Consider the following 19,868-nt stretch of genomic DNA (forward strand, 5'->3'; position numbering starts at 1 on the left):
GGTGTAGGCAGGCGCCTTGAAACCGCTTGAGATGCAGGGTGTGGCCATGTCCGAGGCGAAGAAGCTATACATCAAGACCTACGGGTGCCAGATGAACGTCTATGACAGCGAGCGCATGGCCGAGGCCATGGGCGGCGCGGGGTATGTCGAGACCGATAGCCCGGACGACGCGGACATGATTCTGCTCAACACCTGTCACATACGCGAGAAAGCTGCCGAAAAGGTTTATTCCGAGCTGGGCCGCTTCAAGGGTCTGAAGGACGCGAAGCCCGACCTCAAGATCGGCGTGGCGGGCTGTGTCGCCCAGGCCGAGGGCGAGGAGATCATGCGCCGCCAGCCGATGGTGGACCTGGTGGTTGGGCCGCAAAGCTATCACAATCTGCCGGAGCTGGAGGCCAAGGCGCGGGGCGGGGCCAAGGCGCTGGACACGGATTTTCCCGTCGATGACAAGTTCGAGACGCTGCGCAAGCGCGGTGGCAAGGCCAAGCGCGGCCCGACCGCGTTCTTGACGGTGCAGGAAGGCTGCGACAAGTTCTGCGCCTTCTGCGTGGTGCCCTATACCCGTGGGGCCGAGGTGAGCCGCCCGGTGACACGCATCGTGGACGAAGCGAAGGAGCTGGTGGAACGCGGCGTGCGCGAGATCACCCTGCTGGGCCAGAACGTGAATGCCTATCACGGCGAGGGGCCGGACGGGAATGACTGGTCGCTGGCGCAGCTGATCTGGGAATTGGACAAGGTGGATGGGCTGGAGCGTATCCGGTTTACCACCAGCCATCCCAACGACATGAGCGACGACCTGATCGCGGCGCATGGCGAGTGCGCCAAGCTTATGCCCTATCTGCACCTGCCGGTGCAGTCGGGCAGCGACCGGATTCTGAAGCGGATGAACCGCAGCCACACCGCCGAAAGCTATATCCGGCTGATCGAGCGCATCCGCGCGGCGCGGCCCGATATCCTGTTGTCGGGGGATTTCATCGTGGGCTTTCCCGAAGAGACCGAGGCGGATTTCGCTGACACGATGGCGCTGATCGAAGAGGTCCGCTATGGCTATGCCTATTCGTTCAAGTACTCCACCCGCCCCGGCACGCCCGCGGCGGAGCGTGCGCAGCTGGACGAAGACGTGAAGACCGAGCGCCTGCACCGCCTTCAGGCGCTGATCACCGAACAGCAGCGCGCGATCCAGGACGCCATGGTGGGCTGCGAGGTGGGCGTGTTGTTCGAGAAGGCCGGGCGGCGCGACGGACAGATGGTGGGCAAGTCGGATTACCTGCACGCGGTGCATGTGAGTGATTCCACCGTGCAGCCGGGCGACCTGCGCCGGGTGGAAATCATCGAGAGCGGTGCCAATTCACTGGGCGGCCGGGTGCTGCCTGCCTGATTTTGAGGCGAGGTTGACGTAACGTCTTAAGCTTTCGCAAGAAAATGCGAAACTATCCTGTGGATAACCTATGGGTGGTCACTGTTTCCGGGCGTGCCACAATATGTGGTTATTTATGCTTCACAACGCGCCGGAACTTGCTAAACTCAAATAATAATTTGTTTTTTGTCGCGGAATCGCTGCCTGGGACCGGGACAAACGGGGGAAATAATTAAGAGGACAGTGGCTGTGACGAACACGTTTTCGAAAACAGTGCGCACCCTGATGAGCGGCCTTGCTGCCGTCGCTCTGGGTGTGGTGGCGATGACCGAGCCCGGTCAGGCGCAAAGTGGCCAGCGGGTCGTGAAGGGCGAGCGTTACGTGCCGACGATCTGGGTCGATCCGGACGGGTGCGAGCACTGGGTGATGGATGACGGTTGGGAAGGCTACATGACCCCCCACGTGAACCGCCAGGGCATCCCGGTCTGCCGCCGGGGCAACGTGTGCGGCGTGGTCAACACCGATCAGCTTTTCGCCACGGACAGCGCAAATATCAGTTCGGCCGGCCGTGCGCGTCTGCAGGAGTTCTTCCGCAAGACGGGGGCGATTTCCTACATCATCACCGGGCATACCGACAGCCGCGCGTCCGACCAGTACAACATCGACCTGTCCTATCGCCGGGCCAACTCTGTGGCGCGAATCGCTGCCGCCACGGGCGCCCGCATCGCGGATGTGCGCGGCTATGGCGAGCGTCTGCCGAAGGCATCGAACAACACCGCCGCCGGCATGCAGCAAAATCGCCGCGTCGAAATCATCTGCATCCGTTAAGGGGACCTGAACCAATGCAAGCATTCAAACTTCTGGCCGTGCTCCCCCTTGTCGGTGCGCTGGCGGCCTGTGACAGCAAGCAGGACAAGACCGCGGACCGCGGTTTCGACTCCAAGCACCTGAGCCAGCTTCAGGCGGGCATCTGGGTCGACCCGAACGGCTGTGACCACTGGATCATCGACGACGGCTCCGAAGGGTACCTGTCGCAACGGCTGGACAAATACGGCAAGCCGGTCTGCTCGGGTACCGCACCGCCGACCGTGGCGACCGGCAACTACAAGGGCGGCTCGTCCGTGGCCGACTCGATTTGATCGCGCCGAAATGCTCAATCCGGTGCCGCGGACCACAGGGTTCGCGGCATTTTTCGTTTCAAACGCGTGACAATTGCGGGCCGGCCCTTGCCCTTGGGGGCGCATCTTGGCAGCATTGCCACAGGCCTTTGACAGGGAGATTTGATTGGTCACGAACGTGCTGACGTCGCAATCCGAAAGCAGCGACATTCTGGAAACGGTTGTCGAGTTCCCCGACAATTTCCTGTTGATCGACCTGTGCGGCGAATACGACCGCAACCTTGCCGAAATCGAGAAGAAGCTCGGTGTGCAGATCCTGCGCCGGGGCAACCAGCTGGCCGTGATCGGCGAGCCGGAGCAGGCCAAGGAAGCGCGCGACGTGCTGCTGGCGCTCTACCAGCGGTTGGAAGAGGGCCGCACGGTCGAGCATGGCGACGTGGACCGCGAGCTGCGCATGGGGGCAGGCGGCAGCGCCGAGCGGATCGAGACCGAAGACGCGGGCGGCGAAGACCAGCTTGAGATGTTCAAGGGCGGCCGGGTCGAGATCAAGACCCGCAAGAAGCCCGTCGAGCCGCGCACCGACGCGCAAAAGGCTTATGTGCAGGCGCTTTTCGCCAACGAGCTGGCCTTTGGCATCGGGCCGGCGGGCACCGGCAAAACGTACCTCGCCGTGGCCGTGGGTGTCAGCATGTTCATCGAGGGGCATGTGGACCGCATCATCCTGAGCCGTCCGGCGGTCGAGGCGGGCGAGAAGCTGGGCTATCTGCCGGGCGACATGAAGGACAAGGTCGACCCCTACATGCAGCCGCTCTACGACGCGCTGAACGACTTTTTTCCGGCCAAACAGGTGGCCAAGCTGATCGAGGAAAAGCGGATCGAGATCGCCCCGCTGGCCTTCATGCGGGGGCGCACGCTGGCCAATGCGTTCGTCGTGCTGGACGAGGCGCAGAACGCCACCTCGATGCAGATGAAGATGTTCCTGACGCGCCTGGGCGAGGGCAGCCGCATGGTGATCACCGGCGACCGCAGCCAGATCGACCTGCCGCGCGGGGTGACGAGCGGGCTGCACGACGCGGAGCGGCTGTTGAGCAATATTCCGAAGATCGCCTTTAACTACTTCACCTCGAAGGATGTGGTGCGCCACCCGCTGGTGGCCGCGATCATCGAGGCCTATGACGCGGACGATCCGGCGAAATAGGCATGTTGAACGTTCTTTGGCGGCTCTTCGGCAAGCGCAGGGCGGAGGCCGCGCCTGAAGCGGAGCCGCAGGTGTTTCGCCCCCTGCCGCCGCCCGACAGTGCACGCGACTATGCCGATCTGCTGGAGGACGTGCTGGCGGGGCATGACGGCATTGCCCTGGCGCAGATCGCCGGGGCTCTGGCGCATCTGCCCGACACCGTGCGCGAGTTGCATTTCGGTGTGCATCCCGACCAGGACGGCGAGGGTACGTTCAGCGTCATTATCCACCCTGACGGGCCGGACCTGCACGTTCTGAACGCGGCGATCAGCGAATACAGGAAACTCTTCGGAATCAGGCATGTGGGGGGCGATTTAAATGCGCCCGTGCCGCTCTTTGATTTCGATGAAGTCGATTACGAGGTGAACGACGTGATTGCCGATGCGGCGATGGACTGGATCGACCGACTGTGGATGAAGGTCGGCCGGGCGCGTCCCGACCTGCCGGTGCTGGTGTTCTGCGCCGAGGAGTGGGGCAATCCTCCGGCGCGTTGGTTGCAGGGGGCGCCGGAATGACGGGTGTGGAATGCCTGATCGAAGACGTCCGCTGGCAGGAGACGGGGTTGGAGCGGCTGGCCGCGCGGGCGGCGGAGGCCACGCTGGCGCATCTGGGGCTGGACCCCGCGGCGTGGGAGATCGTGGTGCTGGGCTGTGACGATGCGCGGATTGCCGCCTTGAACGAAGATTTCCGGGACAAGGCGGCGCCGACCAATGTATTGAGCTGGCCGAGCGAGGAGCGGGGCGCAGACGCCGACGGCGCCGTGCCGGACCTGCCGGAGGCGGGCCTCGACCCCGAGCTGGGCGATATCGCGATCGCGTTCGAGACGTGCGCGAAAGAGGCCCGCGCGGCGGGCAAGCCGATGCAGGACCACGTGACGCATCTGATCGTTCACGGAATCTTGCATTTGCTGGGCTACGATCACGTTCGTGACAAGGATGCCACCTTGATGGAACGAACCGAGGTGGAGATACTTGGCAAACTGGGTCTGCCTGACCCATATTGAGTTACCCGTTGTCCGCGCACGCGGGCACGATTCGGAAAGGTACGATGAGCGACAGCAACGACGCCTCTTCTATGGCAGCGCATGGCGCGCGGTCCGAGGCACACAAGGGCGATGATCCGGCAGAGGATCAGAGTGACACGCAGGGCGGGTTCTTCCGCCGCTTCTTTGGCGCGCTGGGCGCGGACGAAGAGCATGACGGCGAGGAAGACGACCTGCAGGGGGATGGGGATGACACGGCAGGGGGCGGCTTCGCGCCGAACTTGGGCCTTGGCAACCTTCGGCGGCTTTCCGTCGAGGACGTGATGATCCCCAAAGCGGACGTTGTTTCCGTACCCGCAGCAATCACCAAGGATGAACTTGTCCAGACATTCCGCGAAAGCGGGCTGACCCGTCTGCCCGTCTACGATGGCACGCTGGACACGCCTACGGGTTTTGTCCACCTCAAGGATTTCGCGCTGAAGCACGGGTTCAACGGGCAGGGCACGGATTATTCGCTGGAAGAGCTCTTGCGCCCGCTGATGTACGTGCCGCCGTCGATGACGATCGGCGTGCTGTTGCAGAAGATGCAGGCCGAGCGGCGGCATATGGCGTTGGTGATCGATGAGTATGGCGGCGTCGACGGCCTGGTGACGATCGAGGACCTGATCGAACAGGTCGTCGGCGAGATCGCCGATGAGCACGACCAGGACGAGGGCGCCTATTGGTCAGAGGAAAAGCCCGGTTCGTACGTGGTGCAGGCCAAGGCCCCGCTGGAGGAGTTCGAGGCCGAGATCGGGTTTTCGCTGACGGAGTCCGAGGATATCGACGAGGAAGAGATCGACACGCTGGGCGGGCTGGTCTTCATGCTGCTGGGCCGGGTCCCGGCGCGGGGCGAACTGGTCGAGCATCCCACTGGGATAGAAATCCAGGTGTTGGATTCCGATCCGCGGCGGATCAAGCGTCTGCGGGTGCGCCTGCCCGAGGCGATCGAGGGGTAACTCATGGTCCGTCTTGACGCGCTGGCGCGGCAGATCGGTGAGGGCCGCGTGTGGACGCGCTATGCCTTTGCCGCCGGTCTGGGCGCCGTGGCGGCACTGGGGCAGGCGCCCTGGGGGCTGTGGCCGCTGACGATCGTTGCGCTGGCGGTGATTTTTGGCCTGTGGCGCGAAACGCGCGGGTGGCTGCCGGCCACGCTCTTGGGGCTGGTGGCGGGCACGGGGCATTTCGTCATCGCGCTCAGCTGGATTTTCGAGCCGTTCCTGGTGGATGCCGCGCGGCATGGCTGGATGGCGCCTTTTGCTGTGCTGGGCCTGTCGGTCTTCATGGCGTCCTACTGGGCCGTGGCCTTTGGTGCGGCCCGGGCGCTGGCGCCGCGCAGCGGCGTGGCGCTGGTGGGGGCGTTCGTGATCGGCGAGGCGCTGCGCGGATGGCTGTTCACAGGGTTCGCCTGGGCGCAGGTGGGGCATGTGCTGATCGACACACCCTTGCTGCACTGGGCGTCCATTGGCGGGGGCCTTGGCCTCTGTGCGCTGATCATGGGCGCGGCGGTGGCGCTGTGGCACTTGGGCGCCGGGCGGCGCATGTCCGGGGCCATGGGTTTGGCGGGCATCGCGCTGCTTTATGGCGCGGGTGCGGCCCTGACGCCGACGGAGGCCGCCGCACCGGGACCGGAGGCGCAGACCGTGCGGCTGGTGCAGCCCAACGCGGCGCAGCACGAGAAGTGGCAGCCCGAGAACCTGCAGATGTTCTACGATCGCCAGCGGCAGTTCACCGCCGCCCCGGGCGAGGACGGACGACCCGACCTGGTGGTCTGGCCGGAAACGGCGATCCCCACCTTTTTGCACGAGTCCGACGACCTTTTGGGCGGCATCGCGGCCTCGGCGCAGGGGGCGCCGGTGGTGCTGGGCCTGCGGCGGCTGGACGGGCAGCGGTATTACAACTCGCTTCTGCGGCTCGACGAGACCGGCACGGTCACCCAGGTCTATGACAAGCATCACCTTGTGCCGTTCGGAGAGTTCATGCCGCTGGGCGACCTGATGGCGCGGTTCGGCATCCATGGCCTTGCCGCCGAGGAGGGCGGGGGATATTCCGCCGGGCCGGGGGTGGAACTGGTGGATATGGGCCGCCTTGGGACGGCGGTGCCGCTGATCTGCTACGAGGGCGTCTTTGCCCGCAACATCCTGTCGGCGCCCGAGCGGCCCGACATGATCCTGATGATCACAAACGACGCGTGGTTCGGAAAGGTGTCGGGACCCTACCAGCACTTGGCGCAGGGTCGCTTGCGCAGCGCCGAGCAGGGCCTGCCGATGGTGCGCGTGGCCAACACGGGCGTCTCGGCCATGGTCGACGGGACGGGCCGGGTTCTGGCGCATATCCCGCTGGGCGAGGCGGGCTGGATCGACACGGCCCTGCCGCCGCCCTTGCCCGCCACGTTCTACAGCCGGACCGGCAATGCGCCGATGCTGGTTTTTGCGGCGCTTCTGATGCTGGCGGGCGGAGCCGTCACGCGGGTGCGCAGGGCGCCGCGGACTTAGCGATTGACCTTTCGACACCGCCCGCATAAGCAGGCGCGATACCCGCCACAACGGCTTCCTGGCGTGGCGGGACAGAACCCTAATGGAGCATTTCAATGTCCCGAGATAACTACGTTTTCACCTCCGAATCCGTTTCGGAGGGGCACCCAGATAAGGTGTGCGACCGTATTTCCGATGCCATTCTGGATGCATTCCTCGCCGAGGAACCCGACGCGCGCGTGGCCTGCGAGACCTTTGCAACGTCCGGCATGGTGGTGATCGGCGGCGAGGTAGGCCTGTCGGATCAAGAGCGCTTGAAGAACTACATGGGCCGGATCGGTCAGATCGCTCGCGACTGTATCCGTGACATCGGCTACGAGCAGGAAAAGTTCCACTGGAACACCTGCCACGTGCTGAACTTCCTGCACGAGCAGTCCGCGCATATCGCGCAGGGTGTCGATAAGGACGGGGCGGGCGACCAGGGGATCATGTTCGGCCACGCCACGAACGAGACCGACGCGCTGATGCCCGCGCCGATCCAGTTCAGCCACGCGATCCTGCGCCGGCTGGCGGAAGCCCGCAAATCCGGGCAGGAGCCGACATTGCGTCCGGACGCCAAGAGCCAGATCTCGCTGCGCTACGAAAACGGCAAGCCGGTCGAGGTGACCTCGATCGTGCTGTCGACGCAGCATGAGAGCGAGCACCAGAAGAGCGACGACATCCGCGCCATCGTCGAGCCTTATATCCGCGAGGTGCTGCCCGCGGAATGGATCAGCGACAAGACCGAATGGTGGGTGAACCCCACCGGCACCTTCGTCATCGGTGGCCCTGACGGGGACGCGGGTCTGACCGGGCGCAAGATCATCGTCGACACTTACGGTGGCGCGGCCCCGCATGGCGGTGGCGCGTTTTCGGGCAAGGACCCGACCAAGGTGGACCGCTCGGCGGCCTATGCCGCGCGGTACCTGGCCAAGAACGTGGTCGCCGCGGGCATGGCCGAGAAATGCACCATCCAGCTGAGCTATGCGATCGGGGTGGCCAAGCCGCTGTCGATCTATGCCGAGACCTACGGCACGGGCGAGGTCGAGGCGGCGGCGATCGAGAATGCGGTGCGTGAGGTGATGGACCTGACGCCACGCGGAATCCGCGAGAAGCTGGACCTGAACAAGCCGATCTACGAGCGCACCGCGGCCTATGGCCATTTCGGACGCGAGCCGGAGGCCGATGGCGGTTTCAGCTGGGAGCGCACGGACCTGGTGGATGCGCTGAAGAAAGCGGTCTGAGCCAGACGGCACGGCATCGAAACGCGGGGGATTTCCTCCGCGTTTTTCATGCGCGACAGGGCCCGCTGCGGCCCGTAGACTGCGCCGAAAGGGAGGGACCGGGATGATCCTTGATATCGGCCTGCCGCTGGCGCTGGCCTTCATCATGTTTTCCTTGGGGCTGGGGCTGCATTTCGCCGATTTCGGCCGGGTGCTGCGCCTGCCCAAGCCTGCGCTGACCGGCATCGTGGCGCAGATCGTGCTGTTGCCGCTGGTGGCCTATGCGCTGATCGCCGTGTGGGGCTTTGGCGGGGGCATGGCGTTCGGGATCATGCTGCTGGCGTTCAGCCCCGGGGGCGTGACATCGAACATGCTGACCAAGCTGGCGGGGGGCACCGTGGCGTTGTCGATCACGCTGACGGCGGTGGTGAGCCTGTTGTCGGTGCTGACGCTGCCGGTGCTGGTGGCCTGGGCGGCAAAGCATTTCATGGGCGAGGCCGCGCCCGACATCAGCGTCGTGAAGGTTGGTGTGGCGATGTTCCTGATCACGGCGCTGCCGGTCTTCATCGGGCTGCTGATCCGCCGATATGCCCAGCGTTTCGCGCAAGCGATCGAACGGGGCTGCGAGATCGTGGCGCTGATCCTTTTCGTGCTGATCGTGGCGGCGGCGATTGCCAGCAATTGGGCGCTTCTGACCGAAAGCTTCGCGCGGCTGGGGCCGTTCCTGATCGTGCTGAACCTGGTGCTGCTGGGCGTTGGGATCGGCCTGGCACGGCTGATGGGGATCGCAGGGCGCGACGGGCTGGCCATTGCTGTGGAGATGGGGGTGCAGAACGCCACGGTGGGCATCACCATCGCCAATATCGTGGCGGCCAGCACGGGGCTGTCGGAGTTTGCCGTGCCGTCGGCGGTCTATGGTATCTGCATGTATCTGGTGAACATTCCCGCGCTGCTGGTGCTGCGCCGGGTCTTTGCGGCGGAGGCGTGAGATGAGCGAAGGCAAGCATTCCTCGGGCGCGCCGTGGCGCAATTTCTACGGCCGGTTCAAGGGCAAGCACCTGAAGAAATCGCAGGAAGCCTATTTGGACGAGGATCTGGCCGCGTGGTCGCCGGGGAGCGTGGACTGGGAGGTGAACCCCGAGCGAAAATCCATAGACCTCAGGGCCTTGTTCGGCGAACGTGATGTATGGCTTGAAGTGGGGTTCGGCGGCGGCGAGCACATGATCCACCAGGCGGCGGAGAACCCGGGCGTGGGGATCATCGGCTGCGAGCCCTACATCAACGGGGTCGCCAAGCTGTTGGGCCAGTTGCGTGACAGTGACGTGAAGAACGTGGCGATCCATCCCGGCGACGTGCGCGACATGTTCGACGTGCTGCCCGAGGCCAGCATCGCGCGGGCTTTCCTCTTATACCCCGATCCGTGGCCCAAGAAACGCCACCACCGGCGGCGCTTCGTGACGCCCGAGCACCTGGAGCCGCTGGCGCGGGTGATGAAGCCGGGGGCGATTTTTCGGGTCGCCACGGATATCCCCGATTACGTGCGCCAGACCATGGAGCAGGTGCCGCGGCACGGGTTTACGTGGCTGGCCGAGCGGCCGGCGGACTGGCGGGAGCCGTGGGATGACTGGATGTCCACCCGCTACGAACAGAAGGCCCTGCGCGAGGGGCGGGTGCCGCACTACATGACCTTCCGGCGCGACTGAAGGCGTGCGGTCGGAGTCGATTGCTGATCCGCGAAAATCGCAGATCACAAGGCTCTCGTTTCAACGGGTGCGTCCTGCAGCAATTCCGACATCCGGCTTAGTAGGCTGATGCCACCCTTTTTGGCCATAAATTCAGCTTATTCTTCATGTATGCTCTTCGGGTAAAGAGGAGACGGAATGACCTTCAAGTCGAAAAATAATGCCGCGACAAGGGCCCATTCGCTTCCAGGTGGGTTCTGGTGGATGATCCTGACGGCGGTCAGCGTCGGCATGTTCTTGATGGCCGTGTCGCTTTGGGCCGGAGCGCCGGACTGGCTGGCGGTGTCAGCGCCGATCTTCTGCGTCGGGCTTGTCGGAGTAGCCATCGAGTACGGAAAAAGAGCGGCGGTACGGCGCGACGGGCCGGAAAACTCATGGTGCGGCTTTCGGGACCGCGCGTCGGACGCCGAGCGTCTATGACGACAGGTTCGGCGGATATGGCGCAATTACGCACGCGGGCTGTCATTCTGGCGGTTATGCTGCTGCTTATCCTGCCTTTGGGCGCGGCTGCGGGGTGGCTTTACTGGCTGGCCTCGGAGGGCCGGCCCTAGATGCTGAGCCTGGGTGGCGTCGTTGCGGTGGTCCTGCTTGTGTGCCTGCCAGTCGAGACCATGCTGTCGGGGCTGACGTGGCTCAGGCGGCTTACGGGCGGGGGACGTTTTCATCGGAAGGTGATCACGTCGGTTTCGTTCTACATGCCGCTGCTGCTTCTGATTGCCTGCCACGATCTGAGCCATGAGGCCGGCGCGCGGGCCAACCTTCAAGAATACGTTCTGACTATCATGCTGGCCGTGCTGCTGTTGGGAGTTTTCGAACTGCTGGAAGGGGCGTATGTGCGGGCAAGAGCAACGCGGACCCGGCAAGGGGCGAGCGACCATTAAGCGCGAAGGGGCACCGTGCCACGTCGTCGTCTTGGGGGGGGGCTACATGTCGAAGCCGTCCGGGCAGGCGACTTCAAACGAATAGGCGGTGCCATCGACCTCGCCCTCGAGCACAAGCGGAAAGCCCGCGGCGTCGGTCGAGGTACCGAACTGGCGGGTCTCGTCCCCGGTGCGGACCTCGATGCTGGTGACGCCGTTGGACACGAAGGCGGCCTCGAAGCCCGGGGCGCCGTCGCCGTCATGGGTGCGGGCGATAATGAAAGGGTCGCGTTCGCACAGCAGCGGATGATCGAATTCGGTTCCGCCGAAATGGCCGGTTACGGTGCCATTGGGGGCCTCCACGGGGGCTGCACGGGCAGCCAGTGCGAAAACCAGCGTCAGGCCAACCCAGGGTGATTTTCCAAGCATTTGAAACTCCTTCAGGGTGCGAGAAAGATATCGGCGGTCAGGCCACCAGCTTGTCCTGCAGTCGGTCCAGCATGTCGAGGCATTGCGACAACTGGTCGAGCGCCACGAATTCGTCGGCCTTGTGCGCCTGCTCGATCGAGCCGGGGCCGCAGATCACCGCCGACATGCCCAGAGATTGAAAGATGCCGGCCTCGGTGCCGAAGGCCACGCATTCGGCGTGGTTGGCGCCGGTGAGTTCCGACACGATGGTGCGCGCCTCGTTGTCGGTGGTGGGGATGAGGCCCTCGACCTCGCCGATGACCTCGGTCACGATGTCCGACTCGGGATCGACGGCGCGCATGGCGGGCAAAAGCTCTTGCTCGATATACGTTTTGAGCGAGTCCTTGACGAAATCGGCGTCGGAGGTCTGCACGGGCCGCATTTCCCAATCCACCACCGCCTCGCTGGGGATGACGTTGTGGGCCACGCCGCCCGACAGCCGCCCGGTGTTGATGGTGGTCCAGGGCGGCTCGAACAGGCTGTCGGCGGGGGCGCGGTCGCGCAGCCTGTGCTTGAGGTCCAGAAGGCGCGCGATGTAGCGCACGGCGTATTCCACCGCGTTGACGCCACGATCGGGGGCCGAGCCGTGGCCCGCCAGACCGGAAAAACGGGTGGTGTATTCGTAACAGCCCTTGTGCCCTTCTATCACGCGCATCATCGTCGGCTCGCCCACGATCGCCACGCCCGGGGTCAGGCCCTTGGCGCGCAGGGTATGGGCCAGCGCGCGGGCGCCGAAGCACCCGGTTTCCTCGTCATGGGTGAACGCGAAATGCAAAGGCCGGTCGGGGTTCAGCGCGGCATAGGTCGGGGCCATGGCCAGGGTGGCGGCGATGAACCCCTTCATGTCGCAAGTGCCACGGCCATAGAGCTGTCCGTCATGTTCCAGCATGTCAAAGGGGTTCGAGGCCCAGTCCTGATCGGCCACGGGCACAACGTCGCTATGGCCCGACAGCACGATGCCGCCATCGCGTTCGGGGCCGATGGTGGCGAAAAGGTTGGCCTTTTGCCCGGACGGGTCGGGAAAGATCTCGACCCGCGCGCCGACCATGTCGAGACGGTTGGCGATGGAGTTGATCAGGTCGATATTGGGGTCTGTCGATATCGTGGGAAAGCCGATCAGCTCGCCCAGAATGCGCGAGGTGCTGTCCAGCAGGTCCTGTCGATCCGGCACGTATTGCCCCCTTCTTTCAAAGTCCTTCCTGACGTTGATGCCCCTTGCCGGAAGGGTCAAGAGGGCAGGGTCGGATGGACGAAATTTAAGCGTACCCCGCCGCGCAACCCTTGGGAGATTGTTGCCAAGATGTCGACAGGCGTGGCTCATGTCGGTGTATGTGGTGTTGAAAATACTAGGCTTAGCCGTGGTTTGCCGCTATAAACCCGGCACAATAAAAAGTCTGCACCGTGAAAACACGGGCGGTATTGAGGAAGAGCGGTGATACTATGACGGCGGTCAATTATGTGGCCCGCAGCGATGCGGGCCAAGTGAATCGTGGTGAGATTTCAAAAGATCAGGGGGCGACGCCGATCTGGGCCGGCGGCGGCCAGGAAATCTCTTTGAACCTTCGGCAAATCGACATCAGCGGGTACGAGCGTGTCGGCCAGAACCTTGAGGTGCGGTTGACGGACGGTCGCGTCGTTGTGTTGGAGGGGTATTTCGGAGCCGATGGCGAACCGGCGAGCCGGTTGTTCATTTCGGCGGACGGATATCTGAACGAGGTCACGCTGGTCGAGGCCTCTGACGGAGCGGTTTATGCGCAATACGGCCCGACCGAAGTGTGGGGCAAGTGGAGCCCGTCGGACGACCTAATCTTTCTTGATGGGTCAGAGGTTGCCAACATGGCCGGCCAGGACGAGGAAGTGTCGATGCTGGGCGCGGACCTGCTGGGCGGATCGAGCCTGTTGGGGCTGGGCGGCGCGGGGGCCGCGGGGCTGGGTGCTGTGGCAGTGGTCGGCGGCCTGGGCGACGAGGATGGACCGGGGCGCGTCGCGCCCACCGTGGACGATAACGGTCCGATCGTGATCGGCGGCGACGACGCCGGACCCGATGACAGCCCGATCACCATCACCGGAACGGCGACGCCCGGTTCGGACGTGGTGGTGCAGATTGGCGACGAGGTGATCGAGACCACATCGGACAGCAGCGGCGATTGGACCGTGACTTTCGAGGGCGATGATTTCCCGGATGATGGGGACCACACGGTCAACGTGGCCGTGACCGAGCCCAACGGCACGGAGACCGGCCTGACCGGCCCTGACGTGGTGATCGACACCACCCCGCCCGGTACCAGCTTGCTGGACGGTACGGTGGATACCGGCGACATCGTCAATGCCGAGGAATACGACGCGGGCTTCGAGATCACCGGCGAGGGCGAAGTCGGCGCCTCGGTCAGCGTGACCATCGACGGCACCACACATGAGACGTTGGTGGACGACGCCGGCACCTGGTCTGTGACCTTTGCGCCCGGTGACGTGTCCACGGGGGAGTACACGACCGACGTGGTCGTGGTGTCGACGGACGCCTATGGCAACACCACGACGATTTCCGAGACCGTCGAGATCGACACGGTGCCGCATCCGATTGGTGTGAACGCCGACAGCGTGGGGGGCGACGGCACGGTCAATGCCGCCGAGATGGCGGGCGGGTTCGCGGTCACCGGCACCTCGGCGCCCGGCGCGGCGGTGGAGGTGACGATCCAGGGGGTGACCCACAGCGTCGTGACCGGCGCGGACGGCACCTGGGTGGCGAATTTCAGCGCGGGCGAGCTGCCGCAAGGTACGTATGATGCCACCGTCACGGCCACCACGGTGGACGGGGCGGGCAACGGGTCTTCGGCGACCGGCACGTTCCAGGTGGACACCGATGGCCAGGTCAGCATCACCAGCCAGCATGGCGGCGCGGACGGGGTCATCAACCAGGCCGAGCACGGATCGGGGCTTGTTGTGACCGGCACCACCGAGCCGGGCAGCACGGTCGTGGTGCAGCTGGGCAACCAGAGCGTCAACGCAACGGTCGATCCTTCGGGCGCGTGGACGGCCAGCTTTGCCGCCGGGCAGATTCCGACGGGGACGTACACAACCACCCTCAGCGCCACCACCACGGATGGCGCGGGCAATGTTCAGACCGCCAGCCAGAGCGTGAATGTCGATACCGAGGCCGGGGCGCTGACCCTGAATGCCGCCAGCATTGGTGGGGACGGCACGATCAATGCTGCCGAGGCCGCGGCGGGCGTCGCGGTGACCGGCACCGCCGATCCCGGCGCGGTTGTCGCGGTCAGCCTTGGCGGGATGGTGCACAACGCGCTGGCCGACGCCGCGGGCAACTGGCAGACCACCTATATGCCGGGCGAGATCCCGGGCGGCGATTATGACGCGCCGGTCAGCGCCAGCGTGATCGACGCCGCCGGCAACAGCCGGTCGCTGGCGGCCACCGTGGCGGTGGACACGCAGGTCGACAACCTGAGCCTGAGCGACTTGGGCGTGGCGATCGGTGCCGATGGCGGCGACGTGATCAATGCCGATATCGCCGCGGCAGGCTTCCCGGTCAGCGGCACGATCGAGCCGGGATCGACGGTCAGCGTCACGCTGGCCGGTGTCACCCGGCAGGCCAGCGTCGACGCCAACGGCAATTGGGTGGCCAATTTCGGGCCGAACGTGATCCAGGGCGGCGAATATATGGCCGATATCGTGATCGACGTGGTCGACGCCGCGAGCAACCCTGCGCAGCTGGCCGACCAGGTCCGGGTCGACACGCTGGTCAACAGTCTGAGCCAGGACGCCGCGCCGGTCGAGGGCGATGACGTGATCAACGCCGCAGAGGCTGCCGACGGCGTGACCGTGACCGGCGAGGTCGAGCCGGGCTCGACCGTGTCGGTGCAGGTCTTCGGCCAGGCCTACGCGGCAGTGGTCGGCGCGGGCGGCGCCTGGGTGCTGGACATCCCGGCCGGGGACATCCCGCTGACCGAACAGAGCTATGACATGATCGTCACGGCCACAGACGGCGCGGGCAACACCAGCCAGATCACGAGCAGCCTGACGGTGGATGCGGTGGCGCCCGACGACCCCGACGTGGTGGGGTACTTCCGCGAGGGCGGGGGGTATCGCAACGTGACGCTGGAAACCTCCGAAGACGAGGTGTCGATCCACGGGGTCGACGCGGGCGGCACCGTGAGCGAGCTGTCGATCCACGCGCAGGAGAACGCGTTCCTGGGCGAGACGGACTACTTCTTTACCGACGGCGCGGGCAATCCCGCCAGCATTCCCGACGGCTCGCAACTGGTGGTAACCGGGACCGACGCCGCGGGCAACGCGTCGAGCACCTACCTGGTGCTGGACGAGACCAGCACCAACACCGTGGATGCAGGCGCCGCCGGCCTTTCGCCGTTCCAGATCGAGACCATCGACCTGCGCTTCGGCGACCAGAGCCAGCTGACCCTGACAGAAGATCAGGTACTGGCCCTGTCGGACAATTCCGACCAGGTGGTGGTGCGCGGCGGGGCGGACGACACCGTGACCATAGCGGGCGCACAGAATCCCGGGTCGACCACGATCGACGGGCAGGGGTTCGACATCTACACGCTGGGCGACGACGCCACGGTGGTCATCGACGACGACATCAACGTGGGAACCGCCACGATCTGACATGGCAATCTGGTCCGGGCGGCGGCGCAAGGCGTGGCCCGGACAGCAAAAAGACTTGAAAAGAAGCGACCGAAAGAAGGCGCGATATGGGGCAGAGGGTACGACACATCAAATGGGCATGGCTTGCACTGGCAGGCCTGTCCTTGCCGGGCTGCATGAGCGCGGTGCCAAGTGACGAGATCGAGGGGGAAAGCGTGCAGGTCTCAAGGCTGGCCGGGGTGACCCCGCCGCCGGGCGCCATCGCCGCGGCCCGCGAGGAGGCGGAAACCTCGGTCATCATCACCGAGCTTCTGGGGCGCGAAAGCGTCCTGCCCGCGGGCAGCGCCTTTGCCCGGGTCAGTGACGCGGTTCTGAAAGCCGATGCGCGGGCCTCGGCATCGGAGCTGAAGGCGGCACGGCTGCGCGCGCAGGCGGCGAGCAAGAACTGGCTGCCGCGTGTGGGGCCGGTTGTCAGCCTCGCCAGTCTGAGCGACGTGGTGACGCAACTGGCGGTTGACATGGTCCTGTTCGATCACGGCCGCAAGAAGGCCGAGCGCGACTTTGCCAAGGCCGATGTGGAACTGGCGGCGGTCACTCTGTCGGAGGACACCAACGCGCGGGTGCTGACCGCGCTGTCGCTTTATCTTGACGGGGCCGAGGCGCGCGAGCGGGCGGCGCTGGAACGCCGCACGCTGAAGGATATGGAGCGGTTCGAATACATCATGCAGGAGCGCGTGCGCGGCGGCGTGTCGGACCGCAGCGACCTCGGCGTGCTGCGCCAGAAGCTGGCCGAGATCCGCGCCCGGCTCGCCGCGGCGGAAGAGGCCGGGGCGACCGCGCGGGCGGAACTGAACGCGATGAGCGCCGTGCCGCTGGACGATGTGACGGGTCTTGCCGATGTGCGCGTTGGTAGTTTCGACGCGCGTCCGCTGGATATTCTGCGGGCCGAGGCCGAGCGCGACCGTGACATCGCGCAGGCGCGGGTGGACCGTGCCGGTCTGCTGCCGGGGATCAATGCCGGCGGCACGCTGGGCAGCGGCGGCACGGGTGTGACCGTCAATGCCGGACAGGACAGTCTGCTGGGCATCGGCACCGGTGCCAGCCTGAAGGCGATCAAGGCCGTCGAAGAGGCCAGCGGCCGCCGCGTCGCCCAAGCCTCTGAAGAGGCCACGCGCCAGATCAGCCGCCTTGAAAGCCGTCTGAAGGCGCTGGGCCGGCAGGTGGGCGAGGCCAGCCAATTGACGCAGGAGGCCAAGCGCAACCTCGACCTGTTCCAGGGTCAATACGATGCCGGACAGCGGCAGGTTATGGACGTGGTCGGCGTGTACGAGACCTTCGCCGAGCAGCAATCGCGGCAGGTCGGCCTGAAATACGACCTGGCGCTGACGCGGCTGCAACTGGCGCGCGCCATGGGGCTTTTGGCAAACGGGGGGCGGATTTGAGCGGACCGCCGGTGGCCCTGACGATCACGTCGGGACGCGTGCGCCGGCCCTCTGCGGTGTCAAATGCCGATGCGCCGCCGTGCCAGCCGGTGGGGGCCGCGCCGCAACAACAGCCGCACGTTTCCGCACATTCGCAAGATGCTGGCCAGTCACGCCCCGGCGCCCGGGCCGAGGCCCGCGCGGAACTGGGTGCGGCCTACGCGGCCCTGCTGGGCGTGCCTGCCGTGGCCCGCGACATTCGCGAGGCGATGATTGCATCGGACGCCCAAAGCCCCGCAGACCTGCCACAGCCCGACGCCATGGCCGAAGGGCTGGCGGCGGTGGGGCTGAAAACGGCCGTCGAGGTCATCACCCGCCTGACCGAGGACATTTGGCCCGCGCTGGCGCAGATGACCAGCGGGCAGTTTGTGCTGGTGCTGGGGCAGGAGCGCGACGCGCTGACGATCCACGACACGACCTGCACCGACAACCGCGCCAGTGTTGCGCTGGCCGAGTTCGAGCCTTTTTTCACCGGCGTGATCGTCCGTGCCGAGGCGCCGCTGGGCGCGCTGTCGAAGGCCCATGTGCCCGCCACCGAGACGCCGCACTGGTTCTGGGGGCAGTTCGGGCGCTTCCGCCGCCAGTTCGCAGAAATCACGCTGGGGTCGTTCGTGGCCAACCTTCTGGCGGTGGCAGTCGCGCTTTTCGCCTTGCAGGTCTATGACCGGGTGATCCCGCACCAGTCCGAGGCGACGCTTTGGGTGCTGGCCGCGGGCGCGGGGCTGGCGCTGGTGATGGAGGCGCTGATCAAGGTCGCCCGCGCCCGCCTGATGGACGGGGCCGGGCGGCAGATCGAACTGGACGTGCAGAGCCTGTTGATGAACCGGGTGCTGGGGATGCGCTCGGACTTGGCCGGGCGGCAGCCGTCGCAGCTGTTTTCGGCGATCCGTGAGTTCGGGTCGGTGCGGGAGTTCTTCACCGCCTCGACCATCGGCACGCTGGCGGATGTGCCGTTCATCTTCGTCTTTCTTCTGCTGGTGGCGTCGATCGCGGGCAATGTTGTCTGGGTGCTGGTGCTGGGCGGGATCCTGATGGTGGTGCCGGGGCTGCTGCTGCAACGCCGGATGATCCGCCTGACGCGCGAGGCGCAGGGCGCATCGGCCAAATCCTCGCGCCTGCTGCACGAGGCGATATTCGAGCTGGATACACTCAAGACCCAACGCGCCGAGGACCGGTTCCGCCGCCTGTGGCAGGACCTGACGCTGTTGCAGGCCACCAAGTCGAGCGAACAGCGCCAGATCGCCGCGACACTGACCTTCTGGAGCCAGGCGGTGCAACAGGGCACCTACGTGGTCGCGGTGATCGCGGGCACATACCTGGTCTTTGCCGGGCAGTTCACCGTGGGGACCATCATTGCGGTAAGTATCCTGACCAGTCGCACGCTGGCGCCTCTGACACAGCTGGCGGGCACCATGGCGCGGTGGAGCAACGTCAAATCCGCGCTGGACGGCATGGATGCGATCGCGCTGGCGGCGCAGGATGCCGAGGAGGGGCGCAGCTATCTTCGGCGCGAAACGCTGGAGGGCGGGTTCGGCCTGCGCGAGGTTCAGTTCGGTTATGACGAGGGGGCCGCGCCGGTTCTGGATATCGCCGCGCTGGATATCAAGCCGGGGCAGCGCGTGGCGGTGCTGGGCACCAATGGCTCGGGCAAGTCGACCTTCCTCAAGCTGTTGTCGGGGCTTTACGCACCGGGGCGCGGCCGGGTGATGGTGGACGGCACCGACATGGGGCAGGTGGCGCCGCGCGACCTGCGCCGGTTGATCGGCTACCTGGGGCAGGACGTGCGGCTGTTTTCAGGCACGCTGCGCGAGAACCTGACCCTCAGCCTTCTGGAACGTGACGACGCGCGGCTGATGGCGGCGTTGGACTTTGCCGGTCTGGGGCCGTTCGTGCGCGGTCACCCCAAGGGGCTGGACCTGAATATTCTCGATGGCGGGCAGGGGCTGAGCCAGGGGCAGCGGCAGTCGATCGGCTGGGCGCGGCTGTGGTTGCAGGACCCGCGCATCTGCCTTCTGGACGAGCCGACGGCGGCGCTGGACCAGACGCTGGAACGCACGCTGGTCAGCCGGCTGGAGACGTGGCTGCAGGGCCGCACGGCGGTCATCGCGACGCACCGGATGCCGATCCTGCAGCTCACCGATCGAACGCTGATATTGCAGGCGGGCCGGATGACGGTGGACGGGCCGCGCGACAAGGTGCTGGCGCATCTGGCTCATGCGAGAGGGGCCTGA

The 19,868-nt window shown here is 65.6% G+C and carries 18 protein-coding genes and 1 riboswitch; of the genes, 16 read left to right on the top strand and 2 right to left on the bottom strand.

From position 1 onward, the window contains the following. The first annotated feature begins 46 nt into the window (after positions 1–46). The 13 genes from miaB to FIU86_RS06235 all read left to right on the top strand — a co-directional run bounded on the left by miaB (position 47) and on the right by FIU86_RS06235 (position 11,092). On the top strand, positions 47–1,378 hold the full coding sequence (gene miaB / locus FIU86_RS06175) for a tRNA (N6-isopentenyl adenosine(37)-C2)-methylthiotransferase MiaB (RefSeq protein ID WP_152476976.1): 1,332 nt from the start codon (positions 47–49) through the stop codon (positions 1,376–1,378). A gap of 303 nt (positions 1,379–1,681) precedes the next feature. Next, the gene (locus FIU86_RS06180) at positions 1,682–2,185 is read left to right on the top strand and encodes an OmpA family protein (RefSeq protein ID WP_254704001.1); all 504 of its coding nucleotides are present in this window, start codon (positions 1,682–1,684) and stop codon (positions 2,183–2,185) included. Between the two features lie 14 nt (positions 2,186–2,199). After that, entirely contained in the window at positions 2,200–2,496 is a 297-nt protein-coding gene (locus FIU86_RS06185) for a hypothetical protein (RefSeq protein ID WP_152474282.1), read from the top strand. A gap of 145 nt (positions 2,497–2,641) precedes the next feature. After that, a complete protein-coding gene (locus tag FIU86_RS06190; protein ID WP_152474283.1) occupies positions 2,642–3,673 on the top strand; it encodes a PhoH family protein in 1,032 nt (343 codons plus the stop codon). 2 nt (positions 3,674–3,675) lie between these two features. Next, on the top strand, positions 3,676–4,227 hold the full coding sequence (locus FIU86_RS06195) for a DUF6389 family protein (RefSeq protein ID WP_152474284.1): 552 nt from the start codon (positions 3,676–3,678) through the stop codon (positions 4,225–4,227). Further along, positions 4,224–4,715, top strand: coding sequence for an rRNA maturation RNase YbeY (gene ybeY, locus FIU86_RS06200; protein ID WP_152474285.1), 492 nt, complete (start codon positions 4,224–4,226; stop codon positions 4,713–4,715). Before FIU86_RS06195 ends, ybeY begins: the two co-directional genes overlap by 4 nt. Positions 4,716–4,759: 44 nt before the next feature. Continuing rightward, on the top strand, positions 4,760–5,692 hold the full coding sequence (locus FIU86_RS06205) for a hemolysin family protein (protein WP_152474286.1): 933 nt from the start codon (positions 4,760–4,762) through the stop codon (positions 5,690–5,692). 3 nt (positions 5,693–5,695) lie between these two features. Next, positions 5,696–7,228 (top strand): apolipoprotein N-acyltransferase, encoded by a 1,533-nt coding sequence (lnt, locus tag FIU86_RS06210; protein WP_152474287.1) that lies wholly within the window; start codon positions 5,696–5,698, stop codon positions 7,226–7,228. A 39-nt stretch (positions 7,229–7,267) separates the two neighbouring features. Further along, positions 7,268–7,318: riboswitch (SAM-SAH riboswitch) on the top strand. A 5-nt stretch (positions 7,319–7,323) separates the two neighbouring features. Further along, positions 7,324–8,490, top strand: coding sequence for a methionine adenosyltransferase (metK, locus tag FIU86_RS06215; RefSeq protein ID WP_152474288.1), 1,167 nt, complete (start codon positions 7,324–7,326; stop codon positions 8,488–8,490). Positions 8,491–8,593: 103 nt separating this feature from the next. Continuing rightward, positions 8,594–9,457 carry a bile acid:sodium symporter family protein gene (locus FIU86_RS06220; RefSeq protein ID WP_152474289.1) on the top strand — a complete coding sequence of 288 codons (864 nt, stop codon included), beginning with the start codon at positions 8,594–8,596 and terminating at the stop codon, positions 9,455–9,457. A 1-nt stretch (position 9,458) separates the two neighbouring features. Beyond that, the gene (locus tag FIU86_RS06225; protein ID WP_152474290.1) at positions 9,459–10,172 is read left to right on the top strand and encodes a tRNA (guanosine(46)-N(7))-methyltransferase TrmB; all 714 of its coding nucleotides are present in this window, start codon (positions 9,459–9,461) and stop codon (positions 10,170–10,172) included. 177 nt (positions 10,173–10,349) lie between these two features. After that, a complete protein-coding gene (locus FIU86_RS06230; protein ID WP_152474291.1) occupies positions 10,350–10,631 on the top strand; it encodes a hypothetical protein in 282 nt (93 codons plus the stop codon). A 131-nt stretch (positions 10,632–10,762) separates the two neighbouring features. Beyond that, on the top strand, positions 10,763–11,092 hold the full coding sequence (locus tag FIU86_RS06235) for a hypothetical protein (protein WP_152474292.1): 330 nt from the start codon (positions 10,763–10,765) through the stop codon (positions 11,090–11,092). Between the two features lie 42 nt (positions 11,093–11,134). Here FIU86_RS06235 and FIU86_RS06240 read toward each other — a convergent pair whose 3' ends face one another. After that, a complete protein-coding gene (locus FIU86_RS06240) occupies positions 11,135–11,500 on the bottom strand; it encodes a hypothetical protein (RefSeq protein ID WP_152474293.1) in 366 nt (121 codons plus the stop codon). A 37-nt stretch (positions 11,501–11,537) separates the two neighbouring features. Beyond that, a complete protein-coding gene (argE, locus tag FIU86_RS06245) occupies positions 11,538–12,710 on the bottom strand; it encodes an acetylornithine deacetylase (RefSeq protein WP_254703953.1) in 1,173 nt (390 codons plus the stop codon). A 269-nt stretch (positions 12,711–12,979) separates the two neighbouring features. On the opposite strand from argE, the gene FIU86_RS06250 reads away from it, so the two are divergent. From FIU86_RS06250 to FIU86_RS06260, 3 genes are all read left to right on the top strand, one after another. Continuing rightward, entirely contained in the window at positions 12,980–16,177 is a 3,198-nt protein-coding gene (locus FIU86_RS06250) for an Ig-like domain-containing protein (RefSeq protein ID WP_152474294.1), read from the top strand. Positions 16,178–16,263: 86 nt separating this feature from the next. After that, complete coding sequence (locus FIU86_RS06255) at positions 16,264–17,598, top strand: TolC family protein (protein WP_152474295.1); 1,335 nt, start codon at positions 16,264–16,266, stop codon at positions 17,596–17,598. A gap of 89 nt (positions 17,599–17,687) precedes the next feature. Then, positions 17,688–19,868, top strand: a complete 2,181-nt coding sequence (locus tag FIU86_RS06260) for an ATP-binding cassette domain-containing protein (protein ID WP_254704002.1) — start codon at positions 17,688–17,690, stop codon at positions 19,866–19,868.

The organism is Roseovarius sp. THAF9 (genome assembly GCF_009363715.1).
GTDB lineage: Bacteria > Pseudomonadota > Alphaproteobacteria > Rhodobacterales > Rhodobacteraceae > Roseovarius.